The sequence below is a fragment of the Ancalomicrobiaceae bacterium S20 genome (genome assembly GCA_040269895.1).
GTDB classification, from domain to species: Bacteria; Pseudomonadota; Alphaproteobacteria; order Rhizobiales; family Ancalomicrobiaceae; genus Methyloraptor; species Methyloraptor flagellatus.
The window spans coordinates 136,034-156,134 of sequence record CP158568.1; the positions used below are offsets into that span (position 1 = coordinate 136,034).

Sequence of the window (20,101 nt, forward strand, 5' to 3'; positions counted from 1 at the left end):
GATTTTGGTCGTATGGGACGATCGGGAGCCGGGCTTGCGGAATTGTGCAGGGTCGAGACGGCTTCAGCCGCGACGCGCGGCCGGTTCGCCGCCGGCCTGCTTCTTCTCGGTCGCGCGGACGGCGATCGGCTCGGGCGAGCGATCCAGTTCCATCGCCGTCACGACGATAGCGACGAAGAAGCCGACCTGAAGCGCGACGACGGTCAGCACGGCGTTGAGGATCGCGGTCTCGTGGAGGCCGGAGAAGGCGAAGTGTCCGCATGCACCGAGCATGCAGATGAGGACGAGACCCTGGAGCCGGCAGCACAGGCCGGCCGAGATGCCGACGAGAACGGAAGCGGCTGCGATCGAAACCATGGGACTATCCTCGCCACGCCCGAGGGCGCACCATCGATTGGTGATGCCCTCACCCTAGCGCGGCGGGTTTAACGTCCCGTTTCGGGAAGCGGGACAAGTCACCAGTATCGGCGGCGATGTGGACCAAGGAAATCACCGGTTTTCCGCCAGTGATCACGGTGTTGACGCGCTGCGTTCTCTTGCGCGGCTTTGTTCTCTGCTTGAACTTGCCGTTTCGGTAAACGGCCGATGAAGATCTCGGCGTCACATGCCGGCAATCTGATCGAGCGCCGCTGCGGCGGCTGCCTCGATCGCGTCGCGATGCGCCAGGATGGCGGAGACACGGTCGCCGAGGATCGCACCGATGGCCGGATCTTCGACGACGATCGCGGCGAAGGCGCGGTTCTCGGCTCGCGATCGCTCGACGGCCGCATCGACCAGCCGCCGCGCACGGGTCCGGCCCTCGGTCTCGGCGATGGCGGCCGACAGCGCCTCCGAGCCGAGGAGCCCACCGAGGCGGTCGAGATTGGCGCGCATTGCATCCGCGTCGACCTCCAGCCGGTCGACCAGATCCGCCGTCCGGTCGATGGCGGCGAGCGTCAGCGTCGCGATGGTCGGTAGCGCGATCCACTCGGCGTGCCAGCCGCCGATCGCGCGCTCGTGCTCCTGCGCCAGACCGCCGGCGATCGCGGCCAGAAGTCCGCTCGCCGGGCCAAGCGCGGCGGGGGCGATCAGGGCGGCGACCGGGTTTCGCTTGTGCGGCATGGCGGAGGAGCCGCCGGCGCCGCGCTCCGTGAGTTCGCCGACCTCGGTCTGCATCATCAGCATGACGTCGCGGGCGAGCTTTGCGGCCGCGCCGATCAGGGCGACGAAGGTGGTGCCGAGGTCGAGGATGCGGCTGCGGTCGCCGTGCCAGGCGGTGCCCGGATCGGCGAGGCCGAGGCGCAGGGCGAGGCCGGCGCGGACCGCCGGACCGGACGTGCCGAGCGTCGCGAGCGTGCCGGTCGCGCCGCCGAACTGCACGGCGAGCACGTCCTCGGTCAGGCCGGCGAGGCGCGTGCGGGCGCGCACGAGGCCGGCGCGCCAGGTGGCGACCTTGAAGCCGAAGGTGATCGGGGTCGCCTGCTGCATCAGCGTGCGGCCGGCCATGGGCGTCCGCGCGTGGGTCGTCGCGAGGTCGGCGAGGCGGGCGATCAGCGGATCGAGCCGGGCCTCCATGGCCTCGACGGTCGCGCGCATGGCCAGCATCGTGGCGGTGTCGAGCACGTCCTGGCTGGTCGCGCCCTTGTGGACGTGACCGGCGGCCTGGTCGTCGACCGAAGCCACCGCCGCGGTGAGCGCCGCGACCAGCGGGATCGCCGGATTGCCGGCCTGCGCGGCCGCCGCCTCGATCGCATCCGCATCGAGCGGCAGGGTCCGTGCGGCCGTGGCGATCGCGGTCGCCGCCTCGTGGGGATCAACCCGATCGCGGCCTCGGCCTCGGCGAGCGCGACCTCGAAGGCGACCATCCGGCCGATCCGCGCCTCGGCGGAGAACAGCCGATCGGCGGTCGGGGTGCGGAACTGCGGTTCGATGATCATCGGAACTCCGGCGGGTGCGACTCGACGCGGACGCCGATCCGACCTCGCGGCGCGGCGCGCGTCAACGCGGGAAAACCAGGGGCCGGTTCCCGCGCTCGCGCAAGTCTCAATGCGCGCCGGCGACGCCGAGATGGCGCTCGACCACATCCGGGCGGGCGCGCAGCTCGGCCGGCGCGCCGGACCAGACGATGCGGCCGCGTTCGAGCACGATCACGGCCTCGGCGAAGTCGAGTGCGCGGTCAATCTGCTGTTCGACCAGCAAGATGGTCATCTTCCCCGAGCGGGCGAGACCGTGCAGAGCGTCCATGAGCTGGTCGCAGATCACCGGCGCGAGGCCTTCGAGCGGCTCGTCGAGCAGCAGGCAGGTCGGTTCTCCGAGGATCGCGCGGGCGGTCGACAGCATCTGCTGCTCGCCGCCGGAGAGCTGGCCGCCGAGGTTCTGCCGCCGCTCGGCGAGGCGCGGGAACAGTGCGTAGGCCTCGTCGAGCGCCGAGACGGGCCGGTCCTTGAGGCCGGCGCGCAGGTTCTCCTCGACGGTCAGCGAGCGGAAGATGTCGCGGGTCTGCGGCACGAGGCCGAGACCGTCGCGGGCGCGCTCTGACGTTTTCGCGCGGCCGAGCTCGCGATCACCGAGCCGGATCGTGCCGGCACGGCGGCGCGCGAGGCCCATGATGGTCGAGAACAGCGTGGTCTTGCCGACGCCGTTGCGGCCTAGCACGGCAAGCCGGCTGCCGGCCGGAACCGCGAAGCCGACATCCTCGAGCACCACCGTGTCGCCCCAGCCGGCGACGAGGCCTTCAACCTGCAAGGCTTCAGCCGGCATGGCGGGCCCCTTCCTGACCGTAGGAGCCGAGATAGGCGGCGCGGACACGGGCGTCGGTCGCGGTCTCGGCCGGGGTGCCGGTGAAGACCACCCGGCCGGCGGCGAGCACGACGACCCGGGCCGCGAAGCGGAACACGAGGTCCATGTCGTGCTCGATCATCAGCACGGCGATATCGGCCGGCAGCCGGTCGATCGCGGCGAGGATGCGCTCGCTCTCCGGGCGCGGCACGCCGGCGGCCGGCTCGTCGAGCAGCAGCACCTTGGGCCGCAGCGCCAGCGACATGGCGATGTCGACGAGGCGTTGCTGGCCGTAGGCGATCGTCTCGACGCGCCGGTCGATCACGTCGACGAGGCCGAGATCCTCGGCGAGCTTGTCGACGTCCTCGCGGATGTCGCGCATGCGCCCGATCGCGGCGAACAGGCGATCGGTGCGGCCGAGGCGCTGGAGCGCGGCGAGCTCGATGTGCTCGCGCACGGTCAGATCGTGGAACAGCCGGCTGACCTGGAACGAGCGCACCAGGCCGCGCCGGGCGCGCTCGACATCGGAGCGCGCGGTGACATCCTCGCCGTCGATCAGGATGCGGCCGGCGGAGGGCTTCAACACGCCGGAGACCAGATTGACGAAGGTGGTCTTGCCGGCGCCGTTCGGGCCGATCAGCGCGACGCGGTCACCGCGCGCGAGCTCGACGTCGATATCGGCGGCGACCACGAGGCCGCCGAAAGCGCGGTTGAGACCGCGGACGGACAGGGCGGGCGGGTGCGCGGTCATCGGGCGCCTCCGAGGCCGGCGATCCTCGCCAGGCGTTGCAGTTCGGCGGCGGCGCTGCCGAGCCCGCGCGGCAGGAACAGCACGACCGCGACCAGCATCACGCCGACGACGATCAGCCAGTGGAACGGGTTCGAGGCCGAGACGATGTGCTCGAAGCCCATGAACACGACCGTGCCGAGCACGGCACCGAACAGCGAGCCTGCACCGCCGAGCACCAGCATCACCAACGCTGTCGCCGAGCGTTCGAACGAGATCGCATCGAGGCCGACCACGCCGGCGGCGATCGCCTCGAGCGCACCGCCCATGCCGGCGACGAGGCCGGCGATCGTGTAGACGACGAGGAGAGTCGGCAATACCGCGCCGCCCATGGTGCGGACGCGGCCGGGATCGCGGCCGATGGCGCGAACCTTGAGGCCGAAGGGCGAGCGGGTCAGGCGGACCAGCACCGCGAGCGTGATCACCAGCAGCACGAGCGAGAACAGGAAGCCGGTCCGGCCATAGAGATCGAAACGGAACAGGCCGAGGACCGGGCCGGGCTCGAGGCCGGAGAGGCCGTCCGAGCCGCCGGTCCAGGCGGAGAGCTTGTTGGCGGCTTCGTGGGCGAGCTGGACGACCGCGATGGTCAGGACCAGCCGCGGCAGGCCGTGCGCGCGCAGTACGATCGCGCCGGAGACGAGCCCGCCCAAGGCGCCGGCGAGGCCGCCGATCAGCACCATGACGAGCGGTTCCTGCACGCCGGCGAGATTGGTATTGGCGGCGGCGTAGGCGCCGAGGCCGAACATCGCCGCCTGGCCGAGCGTGGCGACCCCGGCATAGCCGACCAGCAGGTCGAGCGAGACGACCAGGAAGGCGGCCGAGACCATGCGGGTCAGAAGGCCGAGGTCGTTCGGGAACAGGTAGAAGCCGGCGATCCCGGCGACCGCGACCGCCGTCAGACCGGCGAGGTCGCGGACGATCCGGCTCGGGCGCGGCGACATGGTGGCGGTCGGCGGCGCCGGCGCGGTGGGGGTGCCTGAGGACAGCATCAGCGGGTCCTCGCGAGCAGCCCGTTCGGGGCGAGATGGACGATCAGGATCACGGCCAGATAGGTGAAGAAGGTGCCGAGGCCCGGCATGAGATAGCGCCCGGCCGTGTCGACCAGCCCGACGACGATCGCGGCGGCCAGCGCCCCGCCGATCGAGCCGGCACCGCCGATCGAGACCACGACCAGGAAGGTCACCATGTATTTCAGCGCGTAGGTCGGCTCGATCGGCATCAGCTCGGCGCCGGCGATGCCGCCGAAGGCCGCGAGTGCGACAGCCAGTGCAAACGTCGCGAGATAGAGCCGTTCGGTCCTGATGCCGAGCGCGGCCGCCATGCCGGGATTGTCGACGGCCGCGCGAAGCCGCACCCCGAAGGCGGTCTTCTCGATCAGGAGCCAGAGACCGAGCGCGACCGCGAGCCCGGCGCCGATCACCGCCAGCCGGTGGATCGCCATGGTACGGAAGCCGAGGTCGACCGTGCCGCGCAGCGCCTCGGGCAGCGGGATCGGCTTGATGGTCGGGCCGAAGACGGCATTCATGACGCCGATCACCGCGAAGGTGATGCCGATGGTCATCAAGACCTGCTTCAACGGTTCGGCGCCGCCATAGATGCGGCGGAACAGCAGCACCTCGAGCGGCAGCGCGATCACGACCGTGGCCAGGATCGCGAGCGGCACGGCGACGCCGTAGGGCAGGCCGATCTGGCGGATCGCGTAGGAGGCGAGATAGCCGCCGACCATGGCGAAGGCGCCATGGGCCAGATTGACCACCCGCATGAGGCCCATCATCACCGACAGGCCGATCGAGATCGTGAACAGGATCATGCCATAGGCGAGGGCATCGATGCCGATGCCCAATGCGGTATCCATCGCGACGCTCCGCGGTGGTCGGATCTGGTCAGATCGCAGGGGGATGCGCGGGGGAACGGCCGGTCGGGCCGCCGTTCCGCCCGCGGGGAGGCGAGGCTTACTTCGCGAGGCCCCAGTCCGGCTGGTCGGGGACGCTCGACAGTTCCTTGTTGATCAGCTTGCCCCCGTCCTTGACCACCTCGCGCAGGTAGATGGTCTGGGTCACGTGACGGGTCTCGGGATCGATCTTCACGGGCCCGCGCGGGCTCTCCCAGACCATGCCGAGCACGGCCTGCACGGCCTTCTTGGCATCCTGCTTGCCGCCGGTCGCCTCGATCATCTTGGTGATCACATAGACGCCGTCATAGGCGGCGACCGCCGGGAACGACAGTTCGTCCGCATTGCCGATCGCCTTCGAGGCCGCGGCGACGAAGGCCCTGTTGAGCGCGCTGTCGTGGGCGACCGAATAATGGAAGCTCGTGCGCATGCCGAGCGCGGCGTCGCCGATCGCCGGCAGGCCGGCCTCCTCGGTCAGGTCGCCGGTCGAGATCAGCGCGACACCCTTCTCCTTGAGCCCGCTCTCGGCATAGGCCTTGACGAAGCCGACCGTCGGCGCGCCCGAAGGCAGGAAGGCGAACAGGGCCTCGGCGCCGCTGTCCTTGGCGCGCTGGAGATAGGGGCCGAAATCGGTGGTAGCGAGCGGCATCTTGATCGACTCGACGATCTGGCCGCCGGCCGCCTCGAAGGTCTTGCGGAACGCCGCTTCCGCGTCGGTGCCCGGGCCGTAGTCGGTGACGGCAATGATGATCTTCTTCTTGCCGTCCTTGGCCGCCTGCTTGGCGAGCGGCACGGTGGTCTGCCACAGCGTGAACGAGGTGCGGACGATCAGCGGGCTCTTCTGCGTGATCGAGGAGGTCGCGGCGTTGAACACCACGAGCGGCACATTGGCTTCCTCGAGCATCGGCGCGATCGCGAAGGCGGAGGGCGTCAGGTAGACGCCGCCGAGATACTGCACCTTCTCCTTGATGATCAGGTCCTGCGCGACCGACTTGGCCTTGCCCGGATCCGGGCCGTCGAGGTCGCGATAGACGAACTCGACCTTGTGGCCGGCGACCGTGTCGCCATGGGTCGCCACATAGGCTTCCACGCCGGCCTTGAAGTTCTTGCCGGCCTGCGCGAACGGCCCGGAAAACGGCGCGATCACACCGACCTTGATCGTATCCGCCGCCGCGGACCCCGCGAAACCGGCCGCGAGCAAGAGTGCCGCGGCGCCGGACTTCATCCAACTGCCCATCATGTCATCCTCCCGAGAACCGGCGTTTTCGCCTTGTCGTTCTTGTCTGTCGCCCTGATTCCTATCAGGCGATCAGCGGGATGGCGAGAGCGGGAGTGGGACGGCTGCGCGCGCCCTCACGCCGCCTTGGTGCTGACCTTCTGATAGTCCTTCACGTCGGTGAACTTCAGCATCGGCCAGCGGTCTTCCTCGTATTTCAGCGAGTAGGGCGAGGTCGCCATGTAGACCGCGTCGCCGTCGAGGTCGCGGCACATGGCGGATGAATCCCGCCGCGCGAATTCGTCGATCTTGCCGGGCTCCGTCGTCGTCACCCAGCGGCAGACCGAGAAGCGCGTCGTCTCGAACGAAATTTCCAGCCCGTATTCGGCGTCGAGGCGTTCCTTCAAGACGTCGAGCTGCAGCGAGCCGACCACGCCGACGATCGGCTGCGAGCCATCGAAGGGCTGGAACACCTGCACGACGCCTTCCTCGGCCATCTGCTGCAGCGCTTCCTTGAGCTTCTTGGCCTTCATCGCGTCGGCGACGCGGACGCGGCGCAGGATTTCCGGCGCGAAGCTCGGCACGCCGCGGAACACCAGATCCTCGCCCTCGGTCAGCGTGTCGCCGATCCGGAGCGTGCCGTGGTTCGGGATGCCGACGATGTCGCCGGCGAAGGCCTCGTCGGCGATCGAGCGGTCCTGCGCGAAGAAGAACTGCGGCGTGTGCAGGCCGATCGCCTTCCCGGTGCGCACGAGCTTCGCCTTCATGCCGCGCGTCAGCTTGCCCGAGCAGACGCGCATGAAGGCGATGCGGTCGCGGTGGTTCGGGTCCATGTTCGCCTGGATCTTGAACACGAAGCCGGTCATCCGCTCCTCGTTCGCCTCGACCGTGCGGCTGTCGGCCTTCTGCTCGCGCGGCGAGGGCGCGAAGGCCCCGAGCGCGTCGATCAGATCCTTGACGCCCATGTCGCGCAGCGCCGAGCCCCAGTAGACCGGCGTCAGATGGCCTTCGAGGAACGACTGGCGCACGAACGGTTTTGCGGCGCCGGCGGCGAGTTCGACCTCGCCGACGAAGTTCTCGTAGTCCTGCGGCGGCAGCAGCGCCTGGATGCGGCCGTCCTCCGGGCCGTTGACCGGGGTCTGATCCTCGGCGTCGCGGAGCCGGATCGCCGAGCGCGACAGATCGTAGGAGCCGGCGAAGGATTTGCCCCGGCCGATCGGCCAGGTCATCGGCGTGGTGTCGAGCGCTAAGGTCTTCTCGATGTCGTCGAGCAGGTCGAACGGGTCCATCGAGTCGCGGTCCATCTTGTTGATGAAGGTCACGATCGGGATGTCGCGCAGCCGGCAGACTTCGACCAGCTTCAGCGTGCGCGCCTCGATGCCCTTGGCGCCGTCGAGCACCATCACCGCCGCGTCGACCGCGGTCAGCGTGCGGTAGGTGTCTTCCGAGAAGTCCTCGTGGCCCGGCGTGTCGAGCAGGTTGAAGACGTGGCCGCCGTATTCGAACGTCATCACCGAGGTGACGACCGAGATGCCGCGCTCGCGCTCGATGCCCATCCAGTCGGAGCGCGTGTTGCGGCGGTCGCGCTTGGCCTTGACCTGACCGGCGAGCTGGATCGCGCCGCCGAACAGCAGCAGCTTCTCGGTCAGCGTGGTCTTGCCGGCGTCCGGATGCGAGATGATCGCGAAGGTGCGGCGCTTGGAAACGGGCGTATCGAGGGCGGACATCGGGGATCTGCCTGACGGACGCGCGGCTACCCGCGCGGGATTTCGGGGCGAACGGGTTCAATGGGGGCGGCGGGGGCGGATGTCAACGGCGGGGGGCGGGAAGCGGATGCTCGTCGTATCGCTTGGCCCGTCGGTCCAGGCCTTGGTCTCGTGGAACGCTTCAGGCGCGATCGCCGATCCGGCGCGTCAACGGTGACGCCGAACTCGCCAGCGCCGGATCCTGTCCGGCACCCGGCAGGGCGGAAAGCGACGCGAGCCGCCAATCCCTCTCCGCCGCCGCGTTTGCCTCGGGGGGCTGCCGGGCGGTGCGGCTGTGCTTCAGGGCGCGCAGGCGGTCGCGGAGCCAGCCGTAGATCGTGTATTCGAGATAGCGGTGGCTCACCTCCGCCACGGCGAGGGTCGCGGTGAGCGCCACGACGTCCGAGAGGTAGCCAAAGCCGATCGCCTTGTGGACGGCGGCGATGGTCAGCCAGTTCCAGATGTAGATGGAATAGCCGCGCTCGCCGATCGCCTCGGCGAGGCGGGTCCAGCCGGGCCAGCGGCCGGCGCTCTCGATCGCCAGCGCGCCCATGACCATCAGCGCCGCCGCGCCGCCGATCATCAGCGCCCGGCCCCAGAGGGGCTCGCCGACCACGAGCGCGTGCGGGAACTCCGGCGCCAGGGCGATCGCGACCGCGCCGATGGCCATGAAGGCGAGACCGGCCGGTGCGCCGAGCCTTGCGACCAGCCTGTGGCGCAGCAGGGCCAGCGTCAGGCCGGCGCAGAATTCGAGCAGCATCGGGCTGGTCAGCAGCACGCCGGCCGGCGTGGCGGGCGCGAACACTGTCCCGAGGCCGACCGCGGCGGCGAACAGCACGATGGTCGCGATCACCGGCCGCCGCCCGGTCAGTGCGAGGGCGAAGACGGCATAGAACAGGATCTCGAAATTCAGCGACCAGCCGGGCACGAACAGCGGCCACAGGTGGCCGCTGACGTCCTGATAGGGGATGAAGCTGAGCGAGCGGACGAGCTCCGGCCAGGTGAAGCGGAAGGTCGCGAACACGCCGGGCACGAGCGAGAAGGCGCACATGAGCAGCGTGACCAGCGCGTAGAGCGGCACGATGCGGGCGAGGCGCTTCAGAAAGAAGGTCGCGCCGGCCTGGGCGCTGCCGATCGTGCCGACCACGAAGCCGGAGATCACGAAGGCGATATCGGTGCCGAACCACAGCCGATCGAAGGCGACCAGATCCGCATGATGAGCCGCGACCGTCAGGGCCGCGACTGCGCGCAGGGTCTGGATCGAACGGTAGCGCAAGGCTCGTCACCGGCTCATGGGTTCGAGCCCATGTTGCACAGGTCCGGTAAAGAGCCGCTTTACGTGTGGTTCGGCCGCGCTCGGGCCTGACGCGGTAAGACAATGGCCCCGGCACGGGGTGCCGGGGCCATCGGGTCGGTTGCCAAGGTCCGCCGCGATGTCGATCGCGCGACCGCCTGTCCGCGCCGGCTCAGAGCGCCGGCACGAGCGCCTGGGCGGCGCCCTTCTTGACCGCGTCCTGGACCTTCTCGAAGGCGCGGACCTCGATCTGGCGGACGCGTTCGCGGCTGACGCCGAACTCCTCGGAGAGCGCTTCGAGCGTCACCGGTTCCTCGGCGAGGCGGCGGGCCTCGAAGATGCGGCGCTCGCGCTCATTGAGCACGCCGAGCGCGTCGGCGAGCAGCTTCTTGCGGCCGGTGAGTTCCTGCTCGTCGCCGAGCCGGGTCTCCTGATCGACGGCGTCGTCGACGAGCCAGTCCTGCCACTCGGCCGAGTCCTCGTCGGCGCGCAGCGGCGCATTGAGCGAGGCGTCGCCGCCGAGCCGACGGTTCATCGACACGACGTCCTCTTCGGTGACGCCGAGCTTGGTCGCGATGTGGCGGACCTGATCCGGCCTGAGATCGCCCTCGTCGAGCGCCTGAATCTGGCCCTTCATCTTGCGCAGGTTGAAGAACAGCCGCTTCTGGTTCGCGGTCGTGCCCATCTTCACGAGCGACCACGAGCGCAGGATGTATTCTTGAATCGCCGCCTTGATCCACCACATGGCATATGTGGCCAGGCGGAAACCCTTCTCCGGTTCGAAGCGCTTCACCGCCTGCATCAGGCCGACGTTGCCCTCGGAGATCACCTCCGAGATGGGCAGACCGTAGCCGCGGTAGCCCATGGCGATCTTGGCCACGAGACGCAGATGCGAGGTGACGAGGCGTTCGGCAGCGTTGGGGTCGCCATGCTCCTTGTAGCGCTTGGCGAGCATGTATTCTTCCTGCGGCTCCAGCATCGGGAACCGGCGGATCTCGTCGAGATAACGCGACAGGCCTCCTTCGGTGGAGGCAATGGCGGGAAGCGAGACGGCACGGGCCATGGAATTGCGCCCTTTCTCTCTGGACATCCGGGGTGACCGGACGGGTCTTTCCGACCTCTTCGCGGTGCCTCCGACCATCGGCAGGCTCCGCATACGACGCCCGACGATCGGCACGTCGAGGGTCACTATAACGTCGATCCTGGCAAAACCGCGACTCCTACGTGGGTCACAGGGAGTCACATTGTTTTGAATTATTGAACTAGTAACGCCGCGGTCGGCTTTCAAGGGGCTAGCGTCGGCGCAGCTATGGGATTTTGCGCAGGGACTGCACAGGCGCGACGACGATCCCGCGCCGGTGCCGCCAGTCCCGCGATTGCCGGCGCGGCCGCAGCCGCGCGATCGGCGGTCGTTCGTCACGCGGCTGCCGGATCCGCGACGATGGCGCTTCGTCGGTCAGAGCGCCCGCAGCGCTTCGATCAGCCGTTCCATGTCCTGCGGCGGGTCGCTTTCGAAGCGCATCGTCTTCCTGGTCTTCGGGTGCTCGAAGGCGAGCAGGCGGGCGTGCAGCGCCTGGCGGGCGAGCGCCTCGAGCGCCTCTGCGGCATCCGGCGCGGTCTTGGCGAGTTTGGCCGCTTTGGTCTTGAAATGGGCGCCGTAGTCGGGATCGCCGAGCAGCGGGTGGCCCATGGCGGTCATGTGGACGCGGATCTGATGGGTGCGACCGGTCTCCAGCACGCATTCGACCAGGCTCGCGACCGTGCTGTCGTCGTCGCGCGCCTTGCGGCCGGCGCGCGGATCGCCGCCGAAGCTCTCCAGCACCTGATAGTGCGTGATCGCCTCCTTGCCGCCCGATTGCACGACCGCCATCAGCTCGCGGTTCTTCGGGCTGCGGCCGATCAGGCTCTCCAGCGTCCCCTCACGCTCGCGGGGCACGCCCCAGACGATCGCGAGATAGGCGCGCTCCAGCGGGCCGGTGCGGCCGTGATCGGCGAATTGTGCGGCGAGCGACTGGTGGGCGCGATCGGTCTTGGCCACCACCATGAGACCGGAGGTGTCCTTGTCGAGCCGGTGCACGATGCCCGGTCGCATCACGCCGCCGATGCCCGACAGGCTCGCGCCGCAGTGGGCGAGCAGGGCGTTGACCAGCGTGCCGGACCAGTTGCCCGGACTCGGATGCACGACGAGGCCCGGCTGCTTGTCGATGACGATCACCTCGTCGTCCTCGTAGACGACGTCGAGCGGGATCGCCTCCGGCTCCGGTGCGGCGACGACCGGCGGCGGCACATCGACGACGATTCGCGCGCCGGCGCCGACACGCCGGGACGGATCGGCGACCGGGGCGCCCTCCAGCGTGACGCTCCCTTCGGCGATCAGCGCCTTGATCCGGCTGCGCGACAGCGCCGCGAGCCGGCGCGACAGAGCCGCGTCGAGACGCTCGGCCGCGGCGCCGTCCTCGATCACCACCTCGACCGGGCCGGGCGGGAGCGGCTCGGCCGCGTCCGCGCCGCCGTCGCCGGTGACGGCGGGATCGGCGGCCGGCGCGAGCACCAGATCCTCGTCGTCGAAATCGAAGTCGACCTCCGCGCGCTTGGCGGCATCCTGCCGACCGAGTTCCTCGGTCCTCAGGACATTGGCCGCCATCCGTTCCTTCTTCGTCTTGCGCATCAGCCGTTCCATATGCCTTGCCGCACGAATCCCGCGGCCGCACCGCGCATCCGTCGGATTGATTTCACCACGTTCCGCGGGCTAGTGGTTCGGCGCAGAGGACGGGAGTTCACGCCCGTCTCTCGAACCGCCAGCCTTCACGCGAGCCGGAGCTCCACGCGTTCCATGACCCAGCCCCAGCCCTTCGACGACGACAAGGAGCCGCCGCTCGACGCGGCCCAACTGCGCCTGCAGGCCAAGCTGAAGCGCATGCTGTTGTGGTCGTCGGGGATCATGGTGCTCGGGCTCGTCGCCGTGTTCGCGGCGATCTTCTATCGCGTCTATCGCGGCGAGTCGAAGCCGGCGATCGCCTTCGACCGGCCGATCGTCCAGAGCCTGCCGATGCCGGAGGGCGGCCGCGTGATCGAGAGCCGGCTCGAGGGCAACCGGCTCGTCGTGACGCTCGAGACCGCCAAGGGCGCGACCGTGCTGGTGCTCGACCTCGAAACCATGCAGGCGATCCGCCGGCTGGAGCTCGAGCGCAAGCCCTGACGACGCGCCGCGCGGCTCGGAAGAGCCGCGCCGGCCGGGTTTCGCCTCCGTCCGCCGGACGAGGTCGGCGCGTATCCTGTCGCAAAGCGTGATCGCGGCCTTGAAACGATCGACGCGCCTGCGCGTTCTCCCGTCGGCATTGCCGGATCCGCACGCGGGTGCCGATCCTTGCGGCCATGACAGAGGGAGACTGCGATGACGATCGAACGGACCGGCTCGGCGGCGTGGAGCGGCGGGCTCAAGGACGGGCGCGGCGAAATCTCGACCGAGAGCGGCGCGCTCTCGGCCTATCCTTATGGCTTTGCCAGCCGCTTCGAGGGGCAGCGCGGCAGCAACCCCGAAGAGCTGATCGGCGCGGCGCATGCGGCCTGTTTCACCATGGCGCTGTCGCTGATCCTGAGCGAGGCGGGCCTGAAGGCGACCTCGATGCAGACGCGTGCTCGCGTCAGTCTCGACAAGGTCGACGACGGCTTTGCGATCACCAAGATCCATCTGACCCTGAAAGGCCACGTGCCCGGCGCGACCGAGGAGCGCTTCGTCGAACTGGCGAACAAGGCCAAGGCCGGCTGCCCGGTCTCGAAACTGTTCAAGGCCGAGATCACGCTCGACGCCTCGCTCGGCTGAGCGGTCGCCACCGCGGGACGAGGATATGCCTTGTCGCGAAACGCGGTGTGCCGATGCGACGGCGCTCGGGCTCACGTCAGGCGGTCGGGGCTTCGCGAAAGGGTGGGGGTGATCGCGGGCATGCATTCCGGTTCTCGCCGGCCGCGACCGCCCGCACCTTTGTCCCCAACTGGTGTCGATCCATGCGTTTTTCGGCTTGCCAGCCGCAAACCATGTCGCTATACGACCCAAACCGCTCACGCTCCCATCGTCTAGCGGCCCAGGACGTCGCCCTCTCACGGCGAAAACAGGGGTTCGAGTCCCCTTGGGAGCGCCATTTATCCGGCCAGCTCATAGAGGCAGCTGTGGACTTGAAGTCCGCAACGCGCCGGCTATTCGTCGGCGCTGTGACGCGGCCGGCGTCATCCGGCTTTGCAACGGCACGATCGGATCTCGCGTTTGCGACGTCTCGTGCAGACGGCAGGGCGACCGCAGTCTGCACGTGGCGTTCGTCCGGTATCAATGGCCGCGCTTGACGATAATGCCGATCGAGGTGCAGTCGAAGTCGCCGAGACGCAGGCGGATGTGCGGCTCGCCTCGGCCGTAAGGCGGCAGGTCGACGACCATTTCCGCAAAACCGTCTCCCAGACTCCAATCGAAAGGCTCGGGCTGGTGGCCCTCCGCCTCGAGCTCGGCGATCAACCGTTCCATGTCTTGGCGCCGATAGACCGACAGGTCGCGATGCTCGATGGTATCGGTGTTCGAGGAAAGGTTGAACTCCGTGGTGTGGATGGCGATCCCACCCGGCTTTAGGGTCTTGACCGAGTTCTTGATGAAGTTCAGGCCGTGATCGAGGGATCCGAGATGCTCCAGGGAGCAGGCCGACCAACAGAAATCAAAGCCCCCGTCAAAGGCGGGCGAGATCTCATTCATGTCGGCTTCGGCGAACTTGACCAGCTCGCTGAACATTCGGTCCGTGCAGATCCCGCGGTCGTTGAGTGCCGAAAGGTCGGTGCTGTGTTCGTTCGAGTTGATCCAACCGGCCCTGATGGCGCCTTCCAGTGACTGGTCGGTTGCGACGACTTCTGCACCGAACGACGCAAAGAGCGCCGGAAGCGGCTCTCGACCGACGCCGAAGCCCAAGCCCTTGCGCCCCGGCGCCAGCAGACCGCGTTCGTACAGAGCCTGGGCGATGTAGACGAACTCCCATTGCTTCCGAAGATACTTGGGGCGGTCCTTCATAGCGCGGACCCAGAACCGGTACTGGTCCAGCGCGAAGTGCACCTGCTGGCAGACCGTCGACCCGAAGGGGATGGGCGCCGGGGCGTTGGAGATGGGGCGTTCCGTCCCAATGAAACCCAGATAAACCGAGTTCGACGCATCGCCGTTGTAACCAATTGCCGCCGCGGGATTGGTCCGGATATCGATTTCGGAGATATTGCGTTGAATTGCGCTCAGTTGCTTTGAAAGGTCTGATATATTGCTATTGACGGCCGTTATTTCGTCGGATATCTTGGAAATATCGCTCTTTATAGCCGGAATCGGCCAAAAATTCCGCAGGAAATCTTTCATTTTTCTGCCCCGATCCTTTGGGATCTCCGCGCCGGTGATCAACCAGTGTGCGACAGACATTTACAGACATAATGGTCGGGCATCTACGGTCTGACGCTGGGTAATGACGATTTGCCATAGATCCCTGTCGCCTGTGCGCCAGGCCTTTTGAATCGTTGCCGTCCGATCGCAGCGCCGCGTGGAGGCCGTGCGCGGGACTCGCTCAGGCGCTGTGGCGCGCCGCGCTAAGGCAGATACCGGTCATTCTCGGGGATAGGCCGGTCGGCGAGGGGCAGAAAAGACCTTCCCTCACACCAACACCGCCTGCGTCTCCATGCCCTCGGTGCCGAACACGCGGCGGTAGCGGTCGATTTCGGTCGGGGTGCCGGTCGATTTCTTCGGGTTGTCGGAGAGCTTCACCGCCGGACGGCCGTTGGCCTCGGTGACCTTGCAGACCAGCGAGATCGCGCGCAGCGCGTCGTTGCGGGTCGGCGAGCAGCCGTCGAAGTCGTTGGTGAGATTGGTGCCCCAGCCGATCGAGATGTTGGTGCGGCCGCGGAACTGGCGCACGCAGGCCTCGATCGAGTCGATGTCCATGCCGTCGGACAGGATCACCAGCTTGCTCTGCGGATCGACGCCGCGTTCGCGCCACCAGGTCAGCAGCTCTTCGGTCGCGATGGCCGGCGGCTTGGAATCCGGGCGGGCGCCGGTCCAGTCGGCGACCCACGACGGCGCGTCGCGTAGGAACGCCGTCGTACCGAAGGCGTCGGGCAGGAAGACGAGCAGGCGGCCGCCGTAGAAGCGCTGCCAATCTTCGAGCACCCGGAACGGCGCGGCGCGCAGCGCCTCGTCGGTCTCGGCGAGCGCGGCATAGACCATCGGCAGTTCATGCGCGTTGGTGCCGACCGCCTCGAGGCCGAGATCCATCGCCATCTTGACGTTGGAGGTGCCGACGAAATCCGGGCTCAGCGTGTCGGCCAGGGCCTCGATGCACCAGCGCTGCCACAGGAAGCCGTGGCGGCGGCGGGTGCCGAAGTCGCTGATCTTGAGCGGGCCCTCGGCGCGCAGCACGCGCAGGCGCTCGATCTTCTCCCACAGCCGCGCCTTGGCGCGCGCGTAGAGCACGTCGAGCTCGAAGCGCGACATGCCGCGCATGGCGCCGCGCGACTTCAGCTCGTTGAGGATCGACAGCGCCGGAATCTCCCACATGGTCGTGTGGGTCCACGGGCCGGGGAAGGTCAGCCGCCAGCCTGTGCCGTCGCGGACGATCTCGTATTCGGGCAATTGGAAATCGGCGAGCCAGGCGACGAAGTCCGGAGCGAAGATCTGCTTGGTGCCGTAGAAACTGTTGCCGGCGAGCCAGATCAGCTCGCGCGTGTCGAAACGTATCGAACGAGCATGGTCGAGCTGCTCGCGCAGCTCCTGCTCGTCGATCAGCGTGTCGAGCTTGACGCTGGTCGTGCGGTTGACGACCTCGAACGTCGTGTGCACCGAGCCGTGCAGCCGCCAGATCATCTGGAGCATCAACAGCTTGTAGAAATCGGTGTCGAGCAGCGACCGGACGATCGGATCGATCCGGAAGCTGTGATTGTAGACACGGGTCGCGATGTCGAGCGTCATGGCATTCCGAGCCTCGGGGCCGCACAGCCATACGATGTCCGGGTGCGACAAGGAAGCGCAGATCGCGCATGGCGCCCTGCGTCAGCGCTTCGAACCGGCTTCGAGTTCCGGCGCGGCCGGTGCTTCGGGGGCGGGGGCGCGAGACGCTGGGGCCAGGGCGGCCGCGGCGGCCGCGGGCTTGTCGACCTTGGCGGTGGGGGCGGCTGCGGCACGGCGACTGCGGAAACCGTCGCGCTTAGCCTCGGCGCTCGCATGCGGCGAGCGGGCGGTGATCTCCTTCAGCGCCTTGCGGAATTCGTCGCGCTTCTCGTGAATGGAAGCGATCACCGGGCCCATGGGGACGCCCAAGCCGACGAGCGCGGCCTCGGAGAGCTGCAGGCTCGCCTCGATCGTCTCGGGGACGGCATCGGTCGCGCCGCGTTCATAGAGGCGGCGGGCGTGGGCGTCGTCGCGGGCGCGGGCGACCACCACCATGTCCGGGCGCATGGCGCGCACGGTCTCCACGATCGTGTCGGCGACGTCGGCGGCGTTGATCGAGACGATCACGGCATCGGCCTCTTCGATGCCGCAGCTCTTCAGGAACACCGGATTGGTGGCGTCGCCGAAATAGACCGGCCGGCCCTTGCGGCGGCCGACCGTCACGGTGGTGGGGTCGCGCTCGATGACCAGATGCGGCACACGATGGGTGTCGAGCATGCCGGAGACGAGCTGACCGACCCGGCCATGGCCGACCACGATCGCGCGCACGCCGGGATTTTCCGGCGGCAGCACCAGGGTTTCCGGATCCGGCGGCACGAGCTTCTCGATGCCGCGGCCGACCCGGACGCCGATGCGGTCGAGGATCGGCACCGCCGCCATGGTCAGCGAGACGATCGCGAGCACGGTGGCGGCGACATCGGGCGGCACGAGCTTCAGCCCGACCGCCAGTCCGATCACGATGAAGGCGAATTCGCCGCCCGGGCCGATCAGCAACGCGGTCTTGATCGCATGCGACGGCGCCAGGCCGAAGACGCGGGCGCCGAGGCCGGTGACGACGCCCTTGATCAGCAACAGCACGAGCGCGCCGGAGAACACGGGCCAGGGATTGGCGAGCACGGCCGGAATGTCGACGCCCATGCCGACCGAGAAGAAGAACACGCCGAGCAGCAGGCCCTTGAACGGCTCGATGGTCGCCTCGATCGCGCGGCGATATTCGGTCTCGGCCAGCAGGAGGCCGGCGACGAAGGCGCCGAGCGCCATCGACAGGCCGGCGACCGCGGTTGCGACGCCCGTGCCGATCACGACCAGCAGGGTCGCGGCCATGAACAGCTCGACGTTGTCGGTGTCGGCGACGATCCGGAACAGCGGCCGGAGCAGCAGCCGGCCGCTGACCGTGATCGCGGCGATCGCGCCGATGCCCTTGAGCAGCGCCAGGCCGAGGCCGGCGAAGACCGAAGCCTCGCTGCCGCCGTGGCCGAGCGTCTCGACCAGGAACAGGATCGGCACGACCGCGAGATCCTGGAACAGCAGGATCGCGAAAGTCGCGCGGCCGGTGATCGAGGTGAGGCGCTTCTGTTCGGCCAGCACCTCGACGACGATCGCGGTCGAGGACAGGGACAGGCAGGCACCGACCACCAGGGCGGCCGAGGGTTCGAGCCCGGTCCAGGTCGCGACCACGCCGATCAGCAGCGCCGACAAGAGCACCTGGAAGGCGCCGAGCCCGAACACGAGCCGGCGCATGATGGCGAGACGACCGAGCGAGAGTTCGAGACCGATCACGAACAACAGGAACACCACGCCGAAATCGGCGATGCCGGCGATCTCGTCGCGGTTTTCGATGGTGATCCAGTGCAGCCAGCGTCGGCCGCTCTCGAAAGCGCCGAGACCGTGCGGACCGAGCACCGCGCCGGCGGCGAGGAAGCCGAGCACCGGGCTGATCTTGAGGCGGTGCATCAACGGCACGATCACGCCGGCCGTGCCGAGCACGAGCAGCGTGTCCTTCATCGCCGTCAGGTCGATCGCCCCCGCCATCCGCCGCCCCGATTTGTGTGATTCGAATCGAGCATGCAGGGGCGGGGCAGGCGGGACAAGCGCGGATTCGCGCCGCAGGGACGGCGCGCTGCCGCACATTGTGATGCGTGGCAGATAGAGGTGCTGCCGGGTGGGGGCCGCACGAAAAAAGAGGACCCTCGACGGGGTCCTCTCAAGGTCTTTGCGGGGGAATAAATCCGTCCGGTCCTGGACGTGCGCTAACATGCCGGGTTCACGGCCCCGCGAACACCCCCGGAATTCCAGGGGTGAACCAGTGACCGGCCCGCGCGATCAGCGACCGCGCTTCAGGTCCGGGTGCACGGTCTTGCCGATCAGCGCATGGCTGCGGCCGATCACGTGCTCGGTGGTGCCGACGATCAGCGGGTCCGGACCGGTGACGATGCCGCGATCCTTCGAGGGATAGGGCAGGCTCGACAGGAAGTGCTGCATGCAGTTCAGCCGCGCGCGCATCTTGTCGTCCGATTTCACGATGGTCCAGGGTGCGTCGGCGGTGTCGGTGTAGAAGAACATCGCCTCCTTAGCTTCCGTATAGTCGTCCCACTTGTCGAGCGAGGCACGGTCGATCGGCGACAGCTTCCACTGTTTCAGCGGATCGGTCTCGCGCGACATGAAGCGGCGACGCTGCTCGTCACGGCTGACCGAGAACCAGTACTTGAACAGCCGGATGCCGGAGCGGGCCAGCATGCGCTCGAACTCGGGCGCCTGGCGCATGAACTCCAGATATTCGTTGGCCGAGCAGAAGCCCATCACGCGTTCGACGCCGGCGCGGTTGTACCAGGAGCGGTCGAACATCACGATCTCGCCGGCGGCCGGCAGATGGGCGATGTAGCGCTGGAAATACCACTGGGTCTTCTCGCGCTCGGTCGGCTTCTGCAGCGCGACGACGCGGGCGGTGCGCGGGTTCAGATGTTCGGTGAAGCGCTTGATCGTGCCGCCCTTGCCGGCGGCGTCGCGGCCCTCGAACAGCATGACGATGCGTTCGCCGGTCTCCTCCACCCAGTGCTGCAGCTTCAGCAGTTCGCGCTGGAGCTCGAGCTTGTGGGCCTCGTAGGCCTTCTCGCGCATCTTCGAGCGGTAGGGATATTCGCCGCTCTCGAACACATGCGCGATCGCCGCCGGATCGTGGCGCATCTCGGCGAGCGTATGGCGCTGTTCGGCGCCGGAGCGGGCGCGCTTCGCCTTGGGCAGGGCGGGCGCGGCGGGCGCCGTCGGCGCAGGCGCCTGGGTTGAAGCTGGGGCGGCAGCGGCCGGCGCGGCCTCGATCAGCGTAACAGGGCGGGCATCGGCGGCGGAAACGTCGGAAACGTGAGCGGTCATCGAAACGGTCACCTGATCGTTGTCTCGGCGACGATCCGGCGCGAGGTGCGCCGGATCTGATGCCGCTACGATACGCTCGTACGGTTCAGC

General features: G+C 68.3%; 17 protein-coding genes and 1 tRNA gene. 3 read left to right on the forward strand and 15 right to left on the reverse strand.

Translation table 11 applies throughout. The features are described from left to right. Positions 1-63 precede the first annotated feature (63 nt). The 11 genes from ABS361_00660 to ABS361_00710 form a co-directional block, all read right to left on the reverse strand. Positions 64-357: a hypothetical protein gene (locus ABS361_00660; GenBank protein ID XBY44855.1), complete on the reverse strand. Its 294-nt coding sequence runs from the start codon at positions 355-357 to the stop codon at positions 64-66. Between the two features lie 243 nt (positions 358-600). Continuing rightward, positions 601-1,770: a lyase family protein gene (locus ABS361_00665; GenBank protein XBY46765.1), complete on the reverse strand. Its 1,170-nt coding sequence runs from the start codon at positions 1,768-1,770 to the stop codon at positions 601-603. Positions 1,771-2,022: 252 nt separating this feature from the next. Beyond that, a complete protein-coding gene (locus tag ABS361_00670) occupies positions 2,023-2,739 on the reverse strand; it encodes an ABC transporter ATP-binding protein (protein ID XBY44856.1) in 717 nt (238 codons plus the stop codon). Continuing rightward, positions 2,729-3,508: an ABC transporter ATP-binding protein gene (locus ABS361_00675; protein ID XBY44857.1), complete on the reverse strand. Its 780-nt coding sequence runs from the start codon at positions 3,506-3,508 to the stop codon at positions 2,729-2,731. Before ABS361_00675 ends, ABS361_00670 begins: the two co-directional genes overlap by 11 nt. Beyond that, positions 3,505-4,533 carry a branched-chain amino acid ABC transporter permease gene (locus ABS361_00680; protein ID XBY44858.1) on the reverse strand — a complete coding sequence of 343 codons (1,029 nt, stop codon included), beginning with the start codon at positions 4,531-4,533 and terminating at the stop codon, positions 3,505-3,507. The genes ABS361_00675 and ABS361_00680 overlap by 4 nt, the downstream gene beginning before the upstream one ends. Further along, complete coding sequence (locus ABS361_00685; GenBank protein ID XBY44859.1) at positions 4,533-5,399, reverse strand: branched-chain amino acid ABC transporter permease; 867 nt, start codon at positions 5,397-5,399, stop codon at positions 4,533-4,535. The genes ABS361_00680 and ABS361_00685 overlap by 1 nt, the downstream gene beginning before the upstream one ends. 97 nt (positions 5,400-5,496) lie before the next feature. Next, positions 5,497-6,660 (reverse strand): ABC transporter substrate-binding protein, encoded by a 1,164-nt coding sequence (locus ABS361_00690; protein ID XBY46766.1) that lies wholly within the window; start codon positions 6,658-6,660, stop codon positions 5,497-5,499. A 128-nt stretch (positions 6,661-6,788) separates the two neighbouring features. Then, on the reverse strand, positions 6,789-8,378 hold the full coding sequence (locus tag ABS361_00695; protein XBY44860.1) for a peptide chain release factor 3: 1,590 nt from the start codon (positions 8,376-8,378) through the stop codon (positions 6,789-6,791). Positions 8,379-8,538: 160 nt separating this feature from the next. Further along, the gene (locus ABS361_00700; protein XBY44861.1) at positions 8,539-9,672 is read right to left on the reverse strand and encodes an acyltransferase; all 1,134 of its coding nucleotides are present in this window, start codon (positions 9,670-9,672) and stop codon (positions 8,539-8,541) included. 190 nt (positions 9,673-9,862) lie between these two features. Continuing rightward, positions 9,863-10,753, reverse strand: a complete 891-nt coding sequence (gene rpoH / locus ABS361_00705; protein ID XBY44862.1) for an RNA polymerase sigma factor RpoH — start codon at positions 10,751-10,753, stop codon at positions 9,863-9,865. Positions 10,754-11,146: 393 nt separating this feature from the next. Then, complete coding sequence (locus ABS361_00710) at positions 11,147-12,358, reverse strand: RluA family pseudouridine synthase (GenBank protein ID XBY44863.1); 1,212 nt, start codon at positions 12,356-12,358, stop codon at positions 11,147-11,149. 165 nt (positions 12,359-12,523) lie between these two features. Between ABS361_00710 and ABS361_00715 the strand changes: the two genes are divergently transcribed. The 3 genes from ABS361_00715 (at position 12,524) to ABS361_00725 (ending at position 13,829) form a co-directional block, all read left to right on the forward strand. Beyond that, on the forward strand, positions 12,524-12,889 hold the full coding sequence (locus ABS361_00715; GenBank protein ID XBY44864.1) for a hypothetical protein: 366 nt from the start codon (positions 12,524-12,526) through the stop codon (positions 12,887-12,889). A gap of 195 nt (positions 12,890-13,084) precedes the next feature. Beyond that, entirely contained in the window at positions 13,085-13,513 is a 429-nt protein-coding gene (locus tag ABS361_00720) for an OsmC family protein (protein ID XBY44865.1), read from the forward strand. Between the two features lie 240 nt (positions 13,514-13,753). Beyond that, a tRNA-Glu gene (locus ABS361_00725) sits at positions 13,754-13,829 on the forward strand. Between the two features lie 182 nt (positions 13,830-14,011). Here the strand turns inward: ABS361_00725 and ABS361_00730 are convergent. The 4 genes from ABS361_00730 to ppk2 all read right to left on the reverse strand — a co-directional run bounded on the left by ABS361_00730 (position 14,012) and on the right by ppk2 (position 20,011). After that, a complete protein-coding gene (locus ABS361_00730) occupies positions 14,012-15,064 on the reverse strand; it encodes a class I SAM-dependent methyltransferase (protein ID XBY44866.1) in 1,053 nt (350 codons plus the stop codon). 288 nt (positions 15,065-15,352) lie between these two features. Beyond that, positions 15,353-16,663, reverse strand: coding sequence for a nicotinate phosphoribosyltransferase (locus ABS361_00735; GenBank protein ID XBY44867.1), 1,311 nt, complete (start codon positions 16,661-16,663; stop codon positions 15,353-15,355). 81 nt (positions 16,664-16,744) lie between these two features. Further along, positions 16,745-18,673, reverse strand: a complete 1,929-nt coding sequence (locus ABS361_00740) for a cation:proton antiporter (protein XBY44868.1) — start codon at positions 18,671-18,673, stop codon at positions 16,745-16,747. Between the two features lie 291 nt (positions 18,674-18,964). Beyond that, positions 18,965-20,011, reverse strand: coding sequence for a polyphosphate kinase 2 (ppk2, locus tag ABS361_00745; GenBank protein ID XBY44869.1), 1,047 nt, complete (start codon positions 20,009-20,011; stop codon positions 18,965-18,967). Between the last annotated feature and the right edge of the window lie 90 nt (positions 20,012-20,101).